Source organism: Streptomyces sp. NPDC048462 (genome assembly GCF_043200175.1).
Taxonomy (GTDB): Bacteria; Actinomycetota; Actinomycetes; order Streptomycetales; family Streptomycetaceae; genus Streptomyces.
Map to the genome: position 1 here is coordinate 15216 of NZ_JBICXG010000035.1, position 15948 is coordinate 31163.

The 15948-nt window shown below is 71.3% G+C and carries 16 protein-coding genes, 1 tRNA gene and 1 riboswitch; of the genes, 4 read left to right on the plus strand and 13 right to left on the minus strand.

The annotated features are described in order from the left end of the window. Positions 1-187 precede the first annotated feature (187 nt). The 3 genes from ACGFU6_RS35090 to ACGFU6_RS35100 all read right to left on the minus strand — a co-directional run bounded on the left by ACGFU6_RS35090 (position 188) and on the right by ACGFU6_RS35100 (position 3292). The gene (locus ACGFU6_RS35090; RefSeq protein ID WP_393616616.1) at positions 188-1363 is read right to left on the minus strand and encodes a M23 family metallopeptidase; all 1176 of its coding nucleotides are present in this window, start codon (positions 1361-1363) and stop codon (positions 188-190) included. Positions 1364-1374: 11 nt separating this feature from the next. Next, positions 1375-1527, minus strand: a riboswitch (cyclic di-AMP (ydaO/yuaA leader). 287 nt (positions 1528-1814) lie between these two features. Continuing rightward, positions 1815-2978, minus strand: coding sequence for a PP2C family protein-serine/threonine phosphatase (locus ACGFU6_RS35095; RefSeq protein WP_393616617.1), 1164 nt, complete (start codon positions 2976-2978; stop codon positions 1815-1817). 240 nt (positions 2979-3218) lie between these two features. Then, positions 3219-3292: transfer RNA gene (locus tag ACGFU6_RS35100), tRNA-Met, on the minus strand. A gap of 279 nt (positions 3293-3571) precedes the next feature. On the opposite strand from ACGFU6_RS35100, the gene ACGFU6_RS35105 reads away from it, so the two are divergent. Next, a complete protein-coding gene (locus tag ACGFU6_RS35105) occupies positions 3572-3976 on the plus strand; it encodes a hypothetical protein (RefSeq protein WP_393616618.1) in 405 nt (134 codons plus the stop codon). Positions 3977-4009: 33 nt separating this feature from the next. On the opposite strand, the gene ACGFU6_RS35110 is transcribed toward ACGFU6_RS35105, so the two are convergent. Continuing rightward, entirely contained in the window at positions 4010-5290 is a 1281-nt protein-coding gene (locus ACGFU6_RS35110) for an SPFH domain-containing protein (RefSeq protein ID WP_393616619.1), read from the minus strand. A gap of 32 nt (positions 5291-5322) precedes the next feature. Continuing rightward, positions 5323-5544: a hypothetical protein gene (locus tag ACGFU6_RS35115; protein WP_393616620.1), complete on the minus strand. Its 222-nt coding sequence runs from the start codon at positions 5542-5544 to the stop codon at positions 5323-5325. Positions 5545-5753: 209 nt separating this feature from the next. Here ACGFU6_RS35115 and ACGFU6_RS35120 point away from each other — a divergent pair, with 209 nt between their 5' ends. Next, entirely contained in the window at positions 5754-6164 is a 411-nt protein-coding gene (locus ACGFU6_RS35120) for an SHOCT domain-containing protein (protein ID WP_393616655.1), read from the plus strand. A 57-nt stretch (positions 6165-6221) separates the two neighbouring features. Here ACGFU6_RS35120 and ACGFU6_RS35125 read toward each other — a convergent pair whose 3' ends face one another. Then, positions 6222-7370, minus strand: a complete 1149-nt coding sequence (locus ACGFU6_RS35125) for a serine hydrolase domain-containing protein (RefSeq protein WP_393616621.1) — start codon at positions 7368-7370, stop codon at positions 6222-6224. 434 nt (positions 7371-7804) lie between these two features. Here ACGFU6_RS35125 and ACGFU6_RS35130 point away from each other — a divergent pair, with 434 nt between their 5' ends. Together ACGFU6_RS35130 and ACGFU6_RS35135 are read left to right on the plus strand one after the other, a co-directional pair. Next, positions 7805-8452, plus strand: coding sequence for an RNA polymerase sigma factor (locus ACGFU6_RS35130; protein WP_393616622.1), 648 nt, complete (start codon positions 7805-7807; stop codon positions 8450-8452). Positions 8453-8529: 77 nt separating this feature from the next. Then, positions 8530-9372, plus strand: coding sequence for a hypothetical protein (locus ACGFU6_RS35135; RefSeq protein WP_393616623.1), 843 nt, complete (start codon positions 8530-8532; stop codon positions 9370-9372). A 253-nt stretch (positions 9373-9625) separates the two neighbouring features. Here ACGFU6_RS35135 and ACGFU6_RS35140 read toward each other — a convergent pair whose 3' ends face one another. From ACGFU6_RS35140 to ACGFU6_RS35170, 7 genes are all read right to left on the minus strand, one after another. After that, a complete protein-coding gene (locus ACGFU6_RS35140) occupies positions 9626-9949 on the minus strand; it encodes a DUF3592 domain-containing protein (RefSeq protein WP_393616624.1) in 324 nt (107 codons plus the stop codon). A gap of 414 nt (positions 9950-10363) precedes the next feature. Further along, positions 10364-10597 carry a hypothetical protein gene (locus ACGFU6_RS35145; protein ID WP_393616656.1) on the minus strand — a complete coding sequence of 78 codons (234 nt, stop codon included), beginning with the start codon at positions 10595-10597 and terminating at the stop codon, positions 10364-10366. Positions 10598-10821: 224 nt separating this feature from the next. Beyond that, positions 10822-11451 (minus strand): sigma-70 family RNA polymerase sigma factor, encoded by a 630-nt coding sequence (locus ACGFU6_RS35150; RefSeq protein WP_393616625.1) that lies wholly within the window; start codon positions 11449-11451, stop codon positions 10822-10824. Positions 11452-11695: 244 nt separating this feature from the next. Beyond that, a complete protein-coding gene (locus ACGFU6_RS35155; protein ID WP_393616626.1) occupies positions 11696-12445 on the minus strand; it encodes a hypothetical protein in 750 nt (249 codons plus the stop codon). A gap of 298 nt (positions 12446-12743) precedes the next feature. Continuing rightward, complete coding sequence (locus ACGFU6_RS35160) at positions 12744-13262, minus strand: copper chaperone PCu(A)C (protein ID WP_393616627.1); 519 nt, start codon at positions 13260-13262, stop codon at positions 12744-12746. Next, entirely contained in the window at positions 13262-15550 is a 2289-nt protein-coding gene (locus ACGFU6_RS35165) for a heavy metal translocating P-type ATPase (protein ID WP_393616628.1), read from the minus strand. Before ACGFU6_RS35165 ends, ACGFU6_RS35160 begins: the two co-directional genes overlap by 1 nt. Beyond that, positions 15550-15861 carry a hypothetical protein gene (locus ACGFU6_RS35170; protein WP_393616629.1) on the minus strand — a complete coding sequence of 104 codons (312 nt, stop codon included), beginning with the start codon at positions 15859-15861 and terminating at the stop codon, positions 15550-15552. Before ACGFU6_RS35170 ends, ACGFU6_RS35165 begins: the two co-directional genes overlap by 1 nt. Positions 15862-15948 lie beyond the last annotated feature (87 nt).

Genomic DNA, 15948 nt, shown 5'->3' on the forward strand with positions numbered 1-15948 from the left:
ACATCCCGCGCATCCCGGACAGGACCGGCAGCCCTGACGTCGGGGGGTGAGCGTCAGGACTGCCGGGGTCGATGGGCCGCAGAACGGCACGGGGCATGGGCGGGCGCGAACACGGGCGGGCCGGAGATCGGAGCCCCCGGATCCGGTCGTGCCCGGACTCCCCGGCTCCGGCCGTGTGCGGCGGAACTCAGACCGTCAGGCCCCGGGCACGCAGCCAGGGCATCGGGTCGATGCCGGTGCCGTCCGGGGTGTGGACCTCGAGGTGGAGGTGGGGGCCTGTCACGTTGCCGGTCGCGCCGACGCGCCCGATGGTGTCCCCGGTGGTGACCTTCTGGCCCACGCCGACGCCGATCGAGGACTGGTGGCAGAACCAGAGTTCCGTACCGTCCTCGAGCTCCAGGACCGTGCGGTAGCCGTACGCGCCGGACCAGCCGGCGGACTTGATGGTGCCGCTGTGGATGGCCTTGATCGGGGTACCGGTCGGCGCCGCGAAGTCGAGGCCCGTGTGATAGCCGGAGGACCACATCGAACCGGCCTCGCCGAAGGTCGAGGTGATCGTGTACGAGGAGGTGGGAATGGCGTAGCTGGCGGCGAGCTTGGCGAGCCGCACCGCTTCCGCCTTCTTCTTCGCCTCTTCCGCGGCCTTCTTCTTCGCTGCGGCGGCCTTGGCCTCCGCGGCGTCCTGCTGCTTCTTCGCCTCGGCGGCCGCCTTCTCCGCAGCGGCCTTCTCCTCGGCCGCCCTTGCCTCGGCGTCGGCGGAGCCCTGCTGCTGCTCGGCCTGCTGGAGGATGCGGGCGCGGAGCGCCTCGCCGGCGTCCGTCGTGCCCTGCTCGGCCTCGGTGGCGGTGATGCCGGCCGTCGTCAGCGGGGCGGAAGCGGTCGCCACTTCGGCCTTCTCCGCCTCGGACTCACCCGAGAACAACGCACCGACGCCCGGCAGGGACTTGGCCTCGGGGAGTTTGTCCGAGATGGCGTCGGGAAGAGAAATAGACACGGGCGGCTTGCTCTGGGCGGAGGCCATGCCACCCGCGCCGACGGCCGCGATGACGCCGACGCCGAGAACGGTGGAGCTACGGGCGAGACCGTTGCGCTGCTTGGCGACGCGGTGCTTGCCGCGTACGGGGCGGACGGACTCCTCGGTGGGGTTCCATTCCTCCCACGCCCTGTCGGCCTCGGCTTCGTCGGCACGGAAGCCGTTGCCGAACTCGCTGCCCCGATCGGTCCCGTAAGCGGTTCCGTGATCGGTCCCGTAAGCGGTTCCGTAGTTGGTGCCGTAGGGGTCACCGGGCCCGGTTCCGAAGTCATTTCCGTGTTCGGGAACGAACCGGGAGGGGGCTTCGGGGGCAGGCTTGTTGGACGCCACTGGGGCGCGCTCCTTTCCTTCCTTCTCGCCTACCGGGTTAGCTGACGGGTTCGGAGCAGGAAGGTCTCCTACGGGTCCTCCGTCTCTCGACGAGACAGAGATGCCCGATTCACCCCATGTAGGTGGTTCCCCGGTTCCCTTGCGGAATTCGGCGCTCGCGCACGGTGCCGCCTTGGACGGCGACTGGGACAACCGCGCTGCGTTATCGAACGTTAATAGACACACGGGTCCGATTCCAAGCCGTTCCAACTGATCGTTCCGGTCCTTGGCCTGGACTTTACGGGACACAACCGGGTGGAATCGGGCGAGTTGATCGCCCCTCAATCGTTATCTGTTTTCTGACATTGCGTCAAATGTTATGCGGAGGGGTTCCTTACGGTTACGCACGGTGGCATCGGCCACGGTCCTCCCCCGTAGTCGCACACACCCTCCCCCGTCCGGCCCCTCGTCTTCACCCTGCGCCGCCCTCCAGGCCCACGATCTTCACGGTCGTGCGCCGGTCCGGCTGCCCCTCGGTCGGGCGCACCACCGCCAGCAGCGCCATGTCATCCGTCGTCACCCCGCCGGTGTGCAACCGCACATCATCGGCCAGCGCCGACAGCAGCTCCTCGGGGCCCGGGAAGATGCGTCCGCGCAGCCGCTCGGCGGGATCGTAGAAGACCCCCGCGGCGTCACGCGCCTCGGAGAGGCCGTCCGTGTAGAGCAGGAGCGTCGACCCGGCGGGCAGCTCCCACTCGTCGGAGCGGTCCGGCCACACGCCCAGGTCCATCCCCAGGGGCAGCGCGGGCAGCGTGGGCCGCAGCACCTCCAACGCCCCGTCCGAGTGCAGCAGCAGCGGTTCGGGGTGGCCTCGGTTGACGACGCGCACCCGGTTGGAACCCTGCGGGATCTCCGCCAGCGCGGCGGTGACGAACCCCTCGACCGCGTCGAGGCCGCCGCGCCTGCTCGATTCCCGCGCCAGCGCACGCTCCAGCCGCTGGGCCACCCCCTCCAACGACCGTTCCTGCTCGGCGGCCTCCCGGAACGCGCCGATGATCACCGCCACCGCCTCCACCGCGTCCAGGCCCTTGCCGCGCACGTCCCCGACGACCAGCCGCACCCCGTACGGGGTGTCCGTGACCGAGAACAGGTCGCCGCCGACGAACTCGTCCGCCTGCGCCGCCTCGTACCGCGCGGCCACGTACAGCCCGCCGATCCGGTCGGACGGCGTCGGCAGCACCGCGCGCATGGCGGTCGCCGCGATGACCCGTGCGGAGGCCAGCTGCTCGTTGCTGCGCCGTACGACCCCGTTGATGAAGACCGCGAGGACCGAGACGGTGAGAACGGTGAGCAGCTCGATGAACGGCACGACCCGGATCAGCGTTCCGTCGGAGAGCCGCAGCCCGGCCACGCACAGCAGCGCGGCGGCCCCGACCCGGATCGTGCCGGCCCGGGAGAAGAACGGCGCCGCGATCAGCGGAGCCGCGGCGAAGAGGGGCACAGCGGTGAAGGCGGGCGGGGTGAAGAGGTCGAACGCCAGACCGCCGATGAGCACCAGCCCCGGCAGCGCCCGGACGAACCGGCGGTTCCGGATCTCGTCCGGGCTCCTCCCCCGCCGCTGCTCCCGCTTCCCCACCTGTGGTCTCCTGCCCGGTGCGCTCACGGCCGCGGACGGTACCGCGCACCACCCCCAGACTTCCCGGGGCAGGGTCGCGGGGCCAGTCCTCGACGGCCAATGGGAGTACGTGCCCGGCGGGGCGCGGCCCGCATCGATCGGTTGCCCCTGGCCCCACGAACGTACACACGTACATACATGGACACGTACAAAACGAATCAGACCCGGCACGCTGCATGCGTGCCGGGTCTGATTCTTCAGTAGCGGGGACAGGATTTGAACCTGCGACCTCTGGGTTATGAGCCCAGCGAGCTACCGAGCTGCTCCACCCCGCGTCGGTAAACACAACTCTACGGCATGTTCGACGCACTCATGACCACCCCGCGCGCCCCACCCTCACGACGAGCCCCACGGCGAACCCACACACGCCGCCCGGGGCGCCAACATGGGGAAAATGAGAAGGTGTTGCGGGGGACATGTGTTCTGTCGCAAGGTATCTGCTGCATCCCCCGGACCGGGCGGCTGCCCGTGCGAGCAGATCCTGGAGCGCGCGTTCCGCCGTGCCCGGAAGCTGCTCCCGGTCTCATCGCACCCTGTCTGGAGGGCCTCCGCCGATGACCGCCCCGCTCGCTTCCGCCCCAGCCCCCGCTTCCGCCCCCTCGGCCGCTCCGGGGTCACCGCTGCGTGGTGCCGTCATCAGTGGCGTGATCGGCGGAGTGATCGGGGCGGTGATGAGCGCGGGAGTCAATTACGCGATCATCGGAGTGCCGGACAGCGAGTCGGTCAACGCGGTCAACCACGCGGTATCCGGCCTGGTCAGCGGCTTCCTCGCGGGCTTCATAGGAATTCTCGCGCACCATCGGAAGGTGTCGTCGACCGCACGCGCCGAGGCGGCGGCGACGACCGCGGCGCTGTCCACGTCAACGGCTGCCGCGACCTCCGAGGCGACCGAGGCGGTCAGCGCGACCACGACCCTGGAGTCAGCCGCGCCGGTCCCCGCCTCCGCACCGGAGGCGTAACCCGGCTCGGTCCCGGTCCCCGTCTCCGTCCGGTCACTCCGCGCCGGAGATCCGGGGCGTCCGGTTCCGGTCCCCGCTCTGGTCCCGGTCCGCACTCCCGTCCCGGCTCAGGTCCTCCCCCAGACCCTCGCCCGCGGTCCGGTCCCCCGGACCGCGCGCCGGAGCCGCCCCCGTGTCCGTACCGCGCTGGAGCGACTGGAGGATCGCCAGCCCCTGGCCGACGACGCCCGCCGCCATCTCGTTGACGCCGTCGGTGCCGTTGAGCACGGTGAGGCTGGCTCCGGACATCCCCCGGGCCGCGGCATCGGCCAGCGCCGGCAGGTTCTCCACGATGCGGTTGGCCGCGATGAGCTCCTGGTTGCCCTCCCGCAGCGAGACCGCGCGGGCCGTGTTGGCGTCCGCCTGGGCCTGGGCGAGGGTCCGTTCGGCGTACGCGCTTCCGTCCGCCTGGAACTTCACCTGGTCGCGGGCAGCCTCGGCCAGCGTGCGCTGCCGGTAGGCCTCGGCGTCCGCCGGCCGCCCGACCTCCGCCTCCAGGCGCTGGGCGGCCAGTCCCGCCTGGCGCTGGGCCAGCGCGGTCTGCTCGTCGATGACCTCGTGCGAGGCCCTGGCCTGCGCGAGTGGCCCGGCCTGGGCGGCACGGGCGTTGTACTGCTCGGTCTCCGCGAGGAACCCGGCCCGCTTGATCGCGGTGTCCCGTTCGTACTCGGCCTTGAGCGCGGAGGCCTGCTGCTCGCGTTCGGCGGCCTCCTGGTCGGCCTTGGCGCGGGCGATCCTGGCGTGGCCCGCGACGGCGGCGGCATGCGGGGCGGCCAGGTTGTCGATGTACCCGGTGGCGTCGTCGATCTCCTGGATCTGGAGGGCGTCCACGACGATGCCGAGCTTCTCCATCTCGCCGTGGCTGCCGGCGATGACCTCCTGGGAGACCCGGCTGCGTTCCCGGATGATCTGCTCCACGGTCAGTCCGCCGACGATGGAGCGCAGGTGTCCGGCGAAGATCCGGCCGACGAGCTCCTCCATCTGGTTCTGCTCGGACAGGAAGCGGCGCGCGGCGTTGGCGATGGACACCGCGTCGTCGCCGACCTTGAAGACGGAGACGGCCCGGACCGTGAGCCGGATGCCCTGCTGGGTGACGCAGTCCTCGGTGATCTCCGCCTCCCGGAGCGCCAGGGACAGCATCCGCGCCTTCTGCTTGACCGGGAGGACGAAGCTTCCGTGGCCGGTGACGATCCGGAACTGCGTGTCCTGCGTCTGCCGCTTGGAACCCGATATGAGCATCGCCTCGTTGGGGGCGGGAACGTGCCAGAACAACATGAGAGGACTCCTGTCAGACGTCACTTCTCGGGTCAGGACGGCAAGCGCTCCACCACCACGGTGCGTGCCGAGACCGCGTCGACGACCACGACGCGTACGTCCCTGCCGATCGACGTGGACGACCACGCGGTGTAGGCCTCGGACCCGCCGCGTACGGCGACCAGCACTTCGCCCGCCCCGTCCGGCGGGATCGGCACGGTGACCCGCCCTACCGCCCCGACCGGGCTCCGGTCGGAGTCATCGGGCGCGCGCACGCGCGCACCGCCCGAAGTCCCTGCACGGACACGTCTTCACAGCCACGAGGCGAACCGCCTCCCGGAGGCCCACGCCTCCCTCGACACGTCAACCGTACTCCTCGCGACCCCGCGGGTACCGCGTCCGCAGCCCACCGCGCGAGGGGCGAATTGCGGTGGTATGACTTATTTCGTATTCACCCATGCGACGCGGCTCCCTGGAGTGGACGATGGACGACTACCCCTTGCTCAACCTCTTCTGGACCATGCTCTGGTTCTTCCTCTGGATCATGTGGCTGTTCCTGCTGTTCCGCGTGATCATGGACATCTTCCGCAGCGACGACCTGGGCGGATGGGCCAAGGCGGGCTGGCTGATCCTGGCCCTGGTGCTGCCGTATCTGGGCGTCCTGATCTACGTGATCGCCCGCGGCAAGTCCATGGGGACGCGCGACGCGAGAGAGGCGAAGGAGCGGGATGCGGCGTTCAAGGCGTACGTGAGAGACGCCGCGGGCTCGGACGGCGCGGGCGGCGCGACGAAGGGCAGCCACGTGGATGACCTGACGAGACTCGCCGACCTCAAGGACAAGGGCGCGATCACGGACGAGGAGTACCAGCAGGCGAAGACGAAGCTCCTCGTCTGACCCCGTGCGCCGCTCGGCCGGCCTCGGCGCCGCACCGCGTGTGTGCCGGGTCCGTTCTCAAGAACGGGCCCGGCACAGCTCCTTGCCCACCAGGGCGTTCATGGCCTCCTGGGTGTGCGGCCCGCCGTCACTGGTGGTGTACACGACCGCGGTCCGGGTGCCGTCCCGGGTGACGCCGCTCCAGGTGTGGTAGCCCAGCAGCTCGCCCGGGTGGCCGAAGTAGCTGCCGCCGCAGGGCAGCGGGAGCTCGCCCAGACCGAGTCCGTAGCGCACACCCAGCTCGGGCGCGTCCACGGTGGTCGTCATCTCGTCGAGCTGCGTCGGAGCCAGCAGCCGGCCGCCGAGCAGTGCGGCGTAGAACCGGTTCAGGTCGTGCGTGGTGCTGATGACCGAGCCGGCGCCGGTGCCCATGCTCGGATTGAGCACGGTGACGTCGATGCCTGCGCCTGTACCTGCGTCTACGCCCGTACCCGTACCCGTGCCGTACGTGGCGTAGCTACGGGCGTGCGGTCCCGGGATGAACGGGAAGGCGCCGGGAGCGCTGGTGCCCCTGAGGCCCAGCGGACGGATGATGCGGTCCTTCAGCTCTTGCGCCCAGCTGTGGCCGGTCACCTCGTGGATGATCATCGCGGCGAGAACGTAGTTGGTGTTGGAGTACGACCAGTCCGTGCCGGGCTCGAACTCCGGCGCATGCCGCATGGCCAGCCCCACCAGCTCCTGAGGCGTGTACGTGCGAAACCGCTCGGCCCGGTAGCCTGCCGCACTGTTCAGCGCCGGTATCTCCGGCAGTACGTCGCGGACGCCACTGGTGTGCTGCAGCAGCTGCCGCACGGTGACCTTGCCGCCGTCGTTGCCGTGGCCGCGGACCACTCCCGGCAGCCAGTGCTCGACGCTGTCCTCCAGGGACATCCGCCCCTCGCCGACGAGCTGCAGCACGATCGCGGCGGTGAAGGTCTTGGTGGCACTGCCGATCCGGAACCTGCCGTCCCGCGGCATCGCCTTCCCGGTCCCAGGCTCGGCCGTACCGGCGCGCGCGCTGTAGCGGCCGCCGGGCGATGTCACCTCGGCGGCCACTCCCACGGCCCCGGAGGCGTGGACCGTGTCCACCTGACGCCGGAGCGGATCGGCCCGCTGCTCACTCGCCGCCGCCGTCAGCCCGGTCGAGACGGCGAGGAGTACCGCCGTCGAGCCGGTCAGGACGAGCATGCTCCGCCTGCGCCTTCGTAACGCGAACATGGTGACCCCTCTTCGGTCCGCTTCGCCCGCGCGCCGGGGGGCGGGCCGTTCGTGCGGTGGCCCGCCCGCTGTCGCGCCCCGGAACGGGTGGCGGACGACCATCCCACCAGCGGCGCGGGGACCGGCCCATCCGGCACTCCCCCCGATGCGCCGGTGCGCTGCCCGCAGGGCGGGGCGGGGGGCTGCCCCCGCAGCGGGCCCCTCGCCAGGGCAAGGGCCTGTCGCCGACGGCCCGATACATTCCGCGTGAGAGGCAGTACTTCAGGGGCGAACGAAGAACTCGAAAAGGCTCAACGCGTGACATACAGACGCAAGAGATGTCATTGCGGCCGGATCAGTTCCGTCCGTCGAAACGGAGTCGTCCCGGCGGGAACCTCGGGCCGGTTGCCGGACACGACTAGAGCATGGAACTGAACGACGCCGGCCCCGCCGCACCGGTCGGAGGGATGTCTGACCGAGAGCTGTGGGCGAGAGCCGTCGACGGTGACCGCGAGGCGTTCGGCCGGATCTTCGACCGCCACGGCAAGACCGTCTACAACCACCTGTTCCGACGGACCGCCGACTGGTCCGAGGCCGAGGACCTCACGTCGACCGTGTTCCTGCACGCCTGGCGGCGGCGCTCGGAGACGGTACTCGACCGCGACTCGGCCCTGCCGTGGCTGCTGGGCATCGCCGACCGCCTGGTCTCGAACACCAGACGACGGCTGAGACGGGCCGAGTCGCTGCTGCGGCGGCTCGTCTCGCACGACGAACCGGTGGGCGACCACGCGGACCGCGTCGCCGTCATGGTCGACGACGAGCGTCATATGTCGGAGATCCACCGGGCGTTGGCCCGGCTGCCGCGCCACGAACGCGAGGTCGTCGAGCTCTGCGTGTGGTCGGGCCTGGATCAACAGGCGGCCGCGGCAGCGCTGCAGGTGGCGGTCGGGACCGTGAAGTCCCGGCTGCACAGGGCGCGGCGGAGGCTGGGTGCCGACCTCGTCGGCGGAGCCCCGGGCCCGGCGTCGTTCAGTCCGATGAATCCCGTCAACGCGGAAGAGGTCGCACGATGAATGACACGCAGGGCATTCCCGCGGCTCCTTCCGATCGTGATCTGCCGAACCACCGGCGGACCCGAGAGGAGCTTCTGATGAAGATCGATCCAGAGGACAACCGTGCTTCGCTGCGCCGCAAGTGGGGAGTGCCGCTGGGGGTCGCCACCGGCGTCGCGGCGCTGAGCGTCGCGGCGGTGGCGGTCTTCAGCGGGGTGGGGGATGCCAAGCCGCTCCTCGCTTCCCCCGCCGGCAACCCGGCGGGCACCGGCTCACCGAGTCCGAGCCCGAGCACCCCGAGCACCCCGCACGGCTCCAAGTCGGCCGGGACCGGCTCGTCCCCGTCCTCGGCTCCCGAGGCTCCCGCGCGGGACGCCTCCTCCATCACCAGCACCAGGACGACCCCGATCGACGCAGGGACCGTCGCCAAGATCCTGTCCTCCTGCCTGGGCGCGGACGCGTCGCGCTACCACGCGGTGGTCGCGGTCCGCACCCCCATCGCCTCGCCGGACTGGGACGGCGTGGTCGTCGCCGTCGACTCCGCCGGCCAGTACGTGCAGTGCGAGTCGAAGGGCGACAAGGGCAACAGCCCCGACTCCCCGCCCACGTTCATCAACAACCGCCTCTGGGGCACCGGCCGCACGATCGAGTACTTCGACTCCGTCAGCGAGCCCGCCGGCAAGGGGCAGCACCTCATGCTGGGCGCCGGGCACTACGCGTCCGGCATCGCCAAGGTCACCATCAGCTACGGCGACGACCCCAAGGAGTACCCGGCGCGCATGGCGGGCGGCGCGTTCGTCTACGCGGCGGCCGTGTCCCCCGGCACGCCGAAGCCCGGCCCGCACTACTCGGGACCGAACCCCTACGTCCACGCCTACGACGCGGCCGGCAAGGAGATCTACAGCCAGAAGAAGGACCCGCAGTTCGTCGACGAGAACTGAGAACCGGACCAGAACCGAGCGGACCCTCTCGACCGCCCGCACCGCTGCCCCAGCGACTCACCGGGGCAGCGGTGGCTTCGGCGACCGGCCGCGCAGGACGAGCCGGCTGACGCCCCCGCGCGCGCGTGAGCCCGTAATGCGGCCCTCGCCCTCGCCTCGATCCACGTGCGGACATGACCTTCGCCTGCTGGACCCGTCTCGTCGTAGAGCGTGAGCAGCACGGCCCACCTTCTCCTCCGCGGCCGTCGCGCGGCTATCGGTCGAAGACGAACCGCAGGTTCTCGTCGTCCAGGTACCGGATGTTCACTTCCCGGCCCGCCCGCACCTCGGCCTCACGGCGGACGGAGACGGTCTCGGTGCCGGTGACGCGCTTGGGCCCGCCGTTCTCCGACCACGAGAGCGTGTACCGGATGGTGACCGAGTCGCTCTCGTTGCGGGCGGTGACACGCACATCCTCGACGAGAGCACGGACGTCGCGTCCGTGCGCCGCGATCCGTTGGTCGCGGACGAAGAGGGTGACGATCCAGCTGACACAGGTGACCCCGACCACGATCCCGATCACCACACCGACCGTCATGGCCGCCGCCTCATGGCCGAGACCGAGAGCCGCCCGCCTGGCCCGCCGCCCGCCGTCACCGCAGCGATTCCCGGTGCCCTTCTCACGGGTCCCCTCCCATCGAGCCCCTTCGGCGGTGCTGCTCGGGGTTGAGGATAGGGGACCTGGTTAACCCGCCGAGCACGGCGGTCCCCCGCGTCTTCACTGAGCCGTTCCAAGCTTCCGGGCGGTTGGAACAACGCCCTGGTGCACGAGGCCGGCCTCATCGCCTTCCGGTGCTCCGGTGGGGACAGCGCTCTGTTGGCCACTGGGTCCGTTCTGTAAGCCGTCAGGTGGGTTGGCCCGGGGTTCCAGTTCCTCCGTTGCGCGGAGAGGCGAACGGCTGATGAGCGCAGCGTTCGCACACCGGGCCCGCGCAAAAGAGCGCCCCGAGCATCAGGCGGGAGTCGCCGTGTCCAGTCTGCCGGACTTCGCCTCGGCGACGAGGTCGGCGAACTGGGTCGCGCTCATCTGGACGTGCTGCCCGAAGTCGTCGGTGAGCACGATGCGACGGTCCTCGCTCGCGGCGGGGTCGACGAAGAGCTGGGGACAGCCGCAGTCGCAGTTCCCGCAGAACGTGGCGAGGGGTTCGAGGGAGGTGAGGTCCGGGACGTGGGAGTCAGGGGTCATCGGGGCGCCTTCCGCCGGGGCCGCCCGCTCGGCGACGGCCTTGAACAAGGTGGGCATACCCGCGCTGTCGCGCCATCAGACCAACCCCGCAGGCGTGTCATCTCTCCGCGTAACCGCGGAACCACCCATGGTTCGGAGCCGACTACCCAAGGGGGACCCGCTCCGTCGCGCGGACGGCCCGGGGCCGCCCCCCCGCACAGGAGCGGCCCCGGGCCCGGCTTGCGTCAGGCGGCCCGCACGACGGCCTCCGCCTCGTCGCGTTCCAGTTGCGCGGTCATCGCGGTACGCGCGCGGGCCACTCGGGAACGGACCGTTCCGACCGGGCAGTCAGCCTCTTGGGCGGCCTCAGCGTAGGAGAGTCCGAGCAACTGGGTGAGGACGAACGCCTGCCGACGGTCGTAGGGAAGCGCGGCCAGGAGTTCCTGGAGCGCCACGCCTTCCTCGAAGCCGGGCAGCCCGGTCGGCTGGGCACGTTCGATGGTCGTGCGCCAGTCGTGGGTGTCGGCGAGCAGAGGGCGTGCGGCGGCCCTGCGGAAGTCGTCGACGACGGCGCGGCGGGCGATGGTGAGGAGCCAGGTGCGGGCCGAGGAGCGGCCCTCGAAGCGGTGCAGTGTGCGCAGCGCGCGCAGGAACGTGTCCTGAGCGAGGTCCTCGGCGGCCTGTGGGTCGGCGGCCAGGTGGGCCACGAACCGCACGACGTCTCGGTGCAGGGCCCGGACGAAGGCGTCGGCGGCGTCGCGGTCGCCGGCGCGGGCGGCGAGCGCCCAGTCGGTCGAAGCGGCGTCCTCGGCCGTCCTGTCGGGCGGGGCGGAGTCCCGCTGCGGCCCGCGCGGGGCGGGCAGTGTGGTGTTCATCGCCAGGTGTGTCCTTCACGGATCGGTCCGGCATCCAGGCATCCGTTCATGGCACGGGGCCCGCCAGGGCTGCGGCGAGCGCGGCGTGCGGAACGGTTCCCGGTTTCCCGGTGAATGGGGGCACCCGGGCCCTTCGGAGCCGGGTGTGCCGGAGGACTCCCGCCGGATGCGGGTACGGCGACGGACCGGTCGGCGACCGGTTGTGTGCCAGGGGTGTACGTCCTCCGGAATGCCTGCCGCGTCCTCAGGACGCGGCGAGTACCCCGGGTGGCCCGCGCCGGTCCGTTGCGCGGGCGCATCGCAGGCCCGGGGACAGCCGGTCGCTCAGGCCCCGGTGGGGGCGCAGACGGCGGTGCGGGGCAGGCAACGGAGCCGTGCGGAGCGGATGAAGAGGCGCGAGCAGCCAGCCGGCGAACGCGCGCAGGGTCTGGAAGGCCGCGCGTTCGCCGCGGGCCAGCCACACGCCGCAGACGAGTGCGGCGAGAAGGTGCGCGGCGAGCATGCCCGTCGAGGACATCCCGGCCATGTCGTGGCCCGTGTGGGCCATCGAGCCCGTGTGGGCCATCGAGCCCATGTGCCCCATGTGGTTCATGGCAGCGGAATGATCCATGCCGGTCATGGCGTCGCTACTGGCCGAGTGGCTCATGTGCGACATGTGGTGCATGCCGGCCATGGCGTCCGCCGGCTGTGCGACAGCCCCGTCGGCAGGCCGCATGGCCGCGCCCGCGGCGTTTCCGGAGGCGGACTGTACGGCCGAGAACGCCTTGTGCAGCACACCCTGGGTCGCGACGGCGAGGCCCGTGACGAGCCAGGGGCCGCGCTCCCGCGCTGCGAACCACCAGCCGGGGACCGCGAGTGCGAGGAAGCCGGCGGCGGGTACCCAGAAGGGCAGCGGGGCTGCGGACATGAGGACGTGCCCGGTCGCGGCGAGCGTGACCGAGACGACGGCGAACATCGCCGCCCTCACCGCGCGTCCGACCGGTCCCGCTTCCATGGCGCCTCATCCTCCCATCGCGGGACGCCGAGCAACATGGCAGCGTTTCCGGCTTGCCGCCCATGTCGGACAAAGGAAGACGGCGGCGGAGTTCCGGCATATGCGATTCGGGATGGCGGTGGTGCGGTGCATGGCGCCAGGGTCTTTCGTTTGGATCAGGCCGGATCAGGGAGCGGTGTCCGGTGCGTGCGGCTGCAAGGCGGAGGAGGGAGTGAATGCGGAGCATTGGCGACCGACGACAACGCCGCAGATGTGCGTGCCGGACACCGCGAGCCCGGCATGATCCAAACGAGAGGCCCTAGGGGCGAGGCAGGCGGTCGGTCTGCTCGCCTGGCCGCACGACCACGGCCCGGACCCTCAAAGGCTCTCCGTGCTCGAAGCGGAGTGTGAAGGAGATCTTTTCGCCGGACCGCCACGTTCCCTTCGGGTGTACCGTCACGCCGATTCCGTGCGGGGTCATGGTGAGCCCCTCCCCCGCCGGGACCACGACGGAGCTCACCGGCTGCCGGTAGGCGCCCCCGGAGGACGTCATGTGGTGTTCGCTCAGCCTGGGCGGGGCGACCGTATCGGTCGAGGCGATGTGCACGAGCCGGTCGGCGGATCCCCCAACGTTCGTGAGGGTGAAGAAGGCCGCGGTCTCCGGCGTCGGGACCGTGGGCAGGTAGACGTACGCCTTCGAGACGGCCACGCGGGGCGGGCTGCCGGCATGCCCGTTCGCCGTCCAGGCGCCCAGGCCCGCGAGGGCCAGGCCGCAGGCGAGGACGGGAGCACCGGCGGCGGTGAACGATGTGCGCAGACGTGCGGAGACGGCAGGCATCAGAAGTCCGCCCTCGGGGAGGGGCGTCGGCGCCGGGCGGCGGCTGCCGCTGGAGCCGGTTGCCAGTTGCGCAGCCGGAGGCTGCCGAGGACGACGAGGACCGAGCTCAGTGACATCGCGGCGGCGGCGAGCATCGGGTTGAGCAGGCCCACCATGGCGAGTGGCAGGGTGACGGCGTTGTAGCCGAAGGCCCAGATCAGGTTGGCGCGGATCGTGGCGAGCGTGCGGCGGGCGAGGCGTACGGCGTCGGCGAGGGCTTCGATGTCGTCGCGGACGAGGGTGATATCGGCGGCACCGATGGCGACGTCCGTGCCGGTGCCCATGGCGATGCCGAGGTCGGCCCCGGCCAGCGCGGCCGCGTCATTGACGCCGTCACCGACGACCGCGACCCTCTTCCCTTCCGCGCGCAGCGTACGGACCAGCTCCGCTTTTCCCTCGGGGGTGCAACGGGCGTACGTCTCGTCGATGCCGAGTGCGGCGGCGACGGCTCGGGCGGGTTCCTCCTGATCGCCGGTGGCGAGGACGGGGTGCACGCCGAGGCGGCGGAGCCGGTCCACGGCGTGGTAGCTGCCTGGGCGTACGACGTCGCCGAGTGCGATGACGGCCTCGGGCCGCCCGTCGACACGTACCAGGACAGGAGTGCGGTCGGCTTGCAGGGCGGCGGCGAGGGCCGCGCCCAGTTCCCCGGGCAGTTCGCCATCGGGAACACCGGCCTCGACGAGCCGCCCGTCCACGTGTCCGCGCACGCCTTTGCCGGGGACTGCGGTGAAGCCGCTGAGCGCACCCGGCAGCAAGGCGCCCTCCACGAGGGAGCGTTCGGCGTGGCGCACCAGGGCCCGGCCGAGTGGGTGCTCGGAGCCGGTCTCGACGGTCGCAGCGAGCCGTAGTACCTCCTGCGCGCCGGGGCCTTCCGTACGTGTGGTGAGGGCGGCGACGGTGAGGTGGCCGGAGGTGAGGGTGCCGGTCTTGTCGAGCACGACGGTGTCGATCTGCCGGAGGGCTTCCAGGGACTGGGGTCCCTTGATCAGGATGCCCAGCTGGGCGCCTCGTCCGGTGGCCGCCATGAGAGCGGTGGGGGTCGCGAGCCCGAGTGCGCAGGGGCAGGCGACGACGAGGACGGCGACGCAGGCGGTGATGGCGGGCTGCGGGTCCGCGTCCGCGCCGAGCCAGAAACCGAGCACGGTGACGGCGAGAGCGAGGACGACGGGCACGAATACCCCGGCCACGGTGTCCGCGAGCCGCTGGGCTCGGGCCTTCCCCGCCTGTGCCTCGGTGACGAGGGCGGTGATGCGGGCGAGCTGGGTGCCGGCGCCGATGGCCGTCGCACATACGAGCAGGAGTCCGCCCGCGTTGACCGAACCGCCCGTGACGGCGGAGCCGGCGGCGACCTCCACGGGCCTGGTCTCACCGGTCACCAGAGACAGATCCACGGCAGACGCGCCTTCCACCACCTCGCCGTCCGTGGCGACGCGCTCCCCGGGCCGTACGAGGAAGACGTGACCGGCCGCGAGCTGCGCGGCCGGCATGGTTCGCTCGACGGCTCCGTCCCGCACCGTCACTTCCTTCACGCCGAGCTCGGCGAGTGCCCGCAGAGCGGCCGAGGTGCCCCGCCGGGCGCGGGCCTCCAGATGGCGGCCGAGCAGGACGAAGAGCGGGACACCAACCGCCGCTTCGAGATAGACGTGCGCCATCCCGTCCGAAGCCGTGGGCAGCAGAGCGAAGGGCATCCGCATGCCGGGGACGCCCGCACCGCCGAGGAAGAGCGCGTACGAGGACCAGCCGAAGGAGGCGAGGACGCCGAGCGAGACGAGCGTGTCCATCGTTGCGGCACCGTGTCGCATGCCGCGCCAGGCCCGCTCGTGGAAGGGCCAGGCGCTCCAGCCGGCGACGGGGGCGGCGAGGACGAAGCACAGCCACTGCCAGTTGCGGAACTGGAGTGAGGGCGCCATCGACAGGACAAGGACGGGGAGGGCGAGGAGCGCGGTCACCAGGAGCCGCTGCGGTACACCTGGCTCGGTTACCGCGGCCTCACGGTCCTCGCCGGACGTGGGCGGCGCTGGGAGACGGGCGGTGTAGCCGCCGCGTTCGACTGCGGCGACGAGCGCGTCCGTGCCGAGATCCGCCGGATGCTCGACATGGGCAGTGCCGGTCGCGAGATTGACCGTGGCGCGCACGCCCTCCAGGGCGCCGAGTTTCTTCTCGACCCTGCGCACGCAGGCGGCGCACGTCATGCCGCCGACGATCAGATCGGTCGTGGTGAGGGTGTGCGGGGCCGTTTCCCGGCTCATCAGTGGTCCATCCCGCTCATGCCGCCCATGTCGTGCGAGCCCGGTTCCTCGTCCGGGTGCGTGACTCCACGCATGTCGGGGGCGACGGGCCCCGCAAGGTGCCCCACCGCGTACGAAGCGGCGAAGAGCAGGGCGAGCAGGAGCAGGAAACCTCCGAGCAGTCCGTACGGGGCGGGGGCGGAACGCCGTTGGGTGTGAGTCGTCACCGAGTGGTCCATGAGGCGGGCTCCGGGCGAGAGTGCGAGTCGTACGCACCAGAGGTCGGCCGCCCCGGGCAGCGAGTTCCCCCACTCCCGGGTGGTGTGCGTCACATACCGGACACCAGTCACACATGCCCCGGAAGCATCACGCCTCCGGGGCACGCCCGACGGGCCCGAGGGCGTGCGGTCGCCATCGAA

Excerpts from the sequence above, each read along its gene's own strand:
- ACGFU6_RS35105 (WP_393616618.1), top strand. The coding sequence starts at position 3,572 with ATGACCGCCCCGCTCGCTTCCGCCCCAGCCCCCGCTTCCGCCCCCTCG.
- ACGFU6_RS35110 (WP_393616619.1), bottom strand. The coding sequence starts at position 5,290 with ATGTTGTTCTGGCACGTTCCCGCCCCCAACGAGGCGATGCTCATATCG.
- ACGFU6_RS35120 (WP_393616655.1), top strand. The coding sequence starts at position 5,754 with ATGGACGACTACCCCTTGCTCAACCTCTTCTGGACCATGCTCTGGTTC.
- ACGFU6_RS35125 (WP_393616621.1), bottom strand. The coding sequence starts at position 7,370 with ATGCTCGTCCTGACCGGCTCGACGGCGGTACTCCTCGCCGTCTCGACC.
- ACGFU6_RS35130 (WP_393616622.1), top strand. The coding sequence starts at position 7,805 with ATGGAACTGAACGACGCCGGCCCCGCCGCACCGGTCGGAGGGATGTCT.
- ACGFU6_RS35135 (WP_393616623.1), top strand. The coding sequence starts at position 8,530 with ATGAAGATCGATCCAGAGGACAACCGTGCTTCGCTGCGCCGCAAGTGG.
- ACGFU6_RS35140 (WP_393616624.1), bottom strand. The coding sequence starts at position 9,949 with ATGACGGTCGGTGTGGTGATCGGGATCGTGGTCGGGGTCACCTGTGTC.
- ACGFU6_RS35145 (WP_393616656.1), bottom strand. The coding sequence starts at position 10,597 with ATGACCCCTGACTCCCACGTCCCGGACCTCACCTCCCTCGAACCCCTC.
- ACGFU6_RS35150 (WP_393616625.1), bottom strand. The coding sequence starts at position 11,451 with ATGAACACCACACTGCCCGCCCCGCGCGGGCCGCAGCGGGACTCCGCC.
- ACGFU6_RS35155 (WP_393616626.1), bottom strand. The coding sequence starts at position 12,445 with ATGGAAGCGGGACCGGTCGGACGCGCGGTGAGGGCGGCGATGTTCGCC.
- ACGFU6_RS35160 (WP_393616627.1), bottom strand. The coding sequence starts at position 13,262 with ATGCCTGCCGTCTCCGCACGTCTGCGCACATCGTTCACCGCCGCCGGT.
- ACGFU6_RS35165 (WP_393616628.1), bottom strand. The coding sequence starts at position 15,550 with ATGAGCCGGGAAACGGCCCCGCACACCCTCACCACGACCGATCTGATC.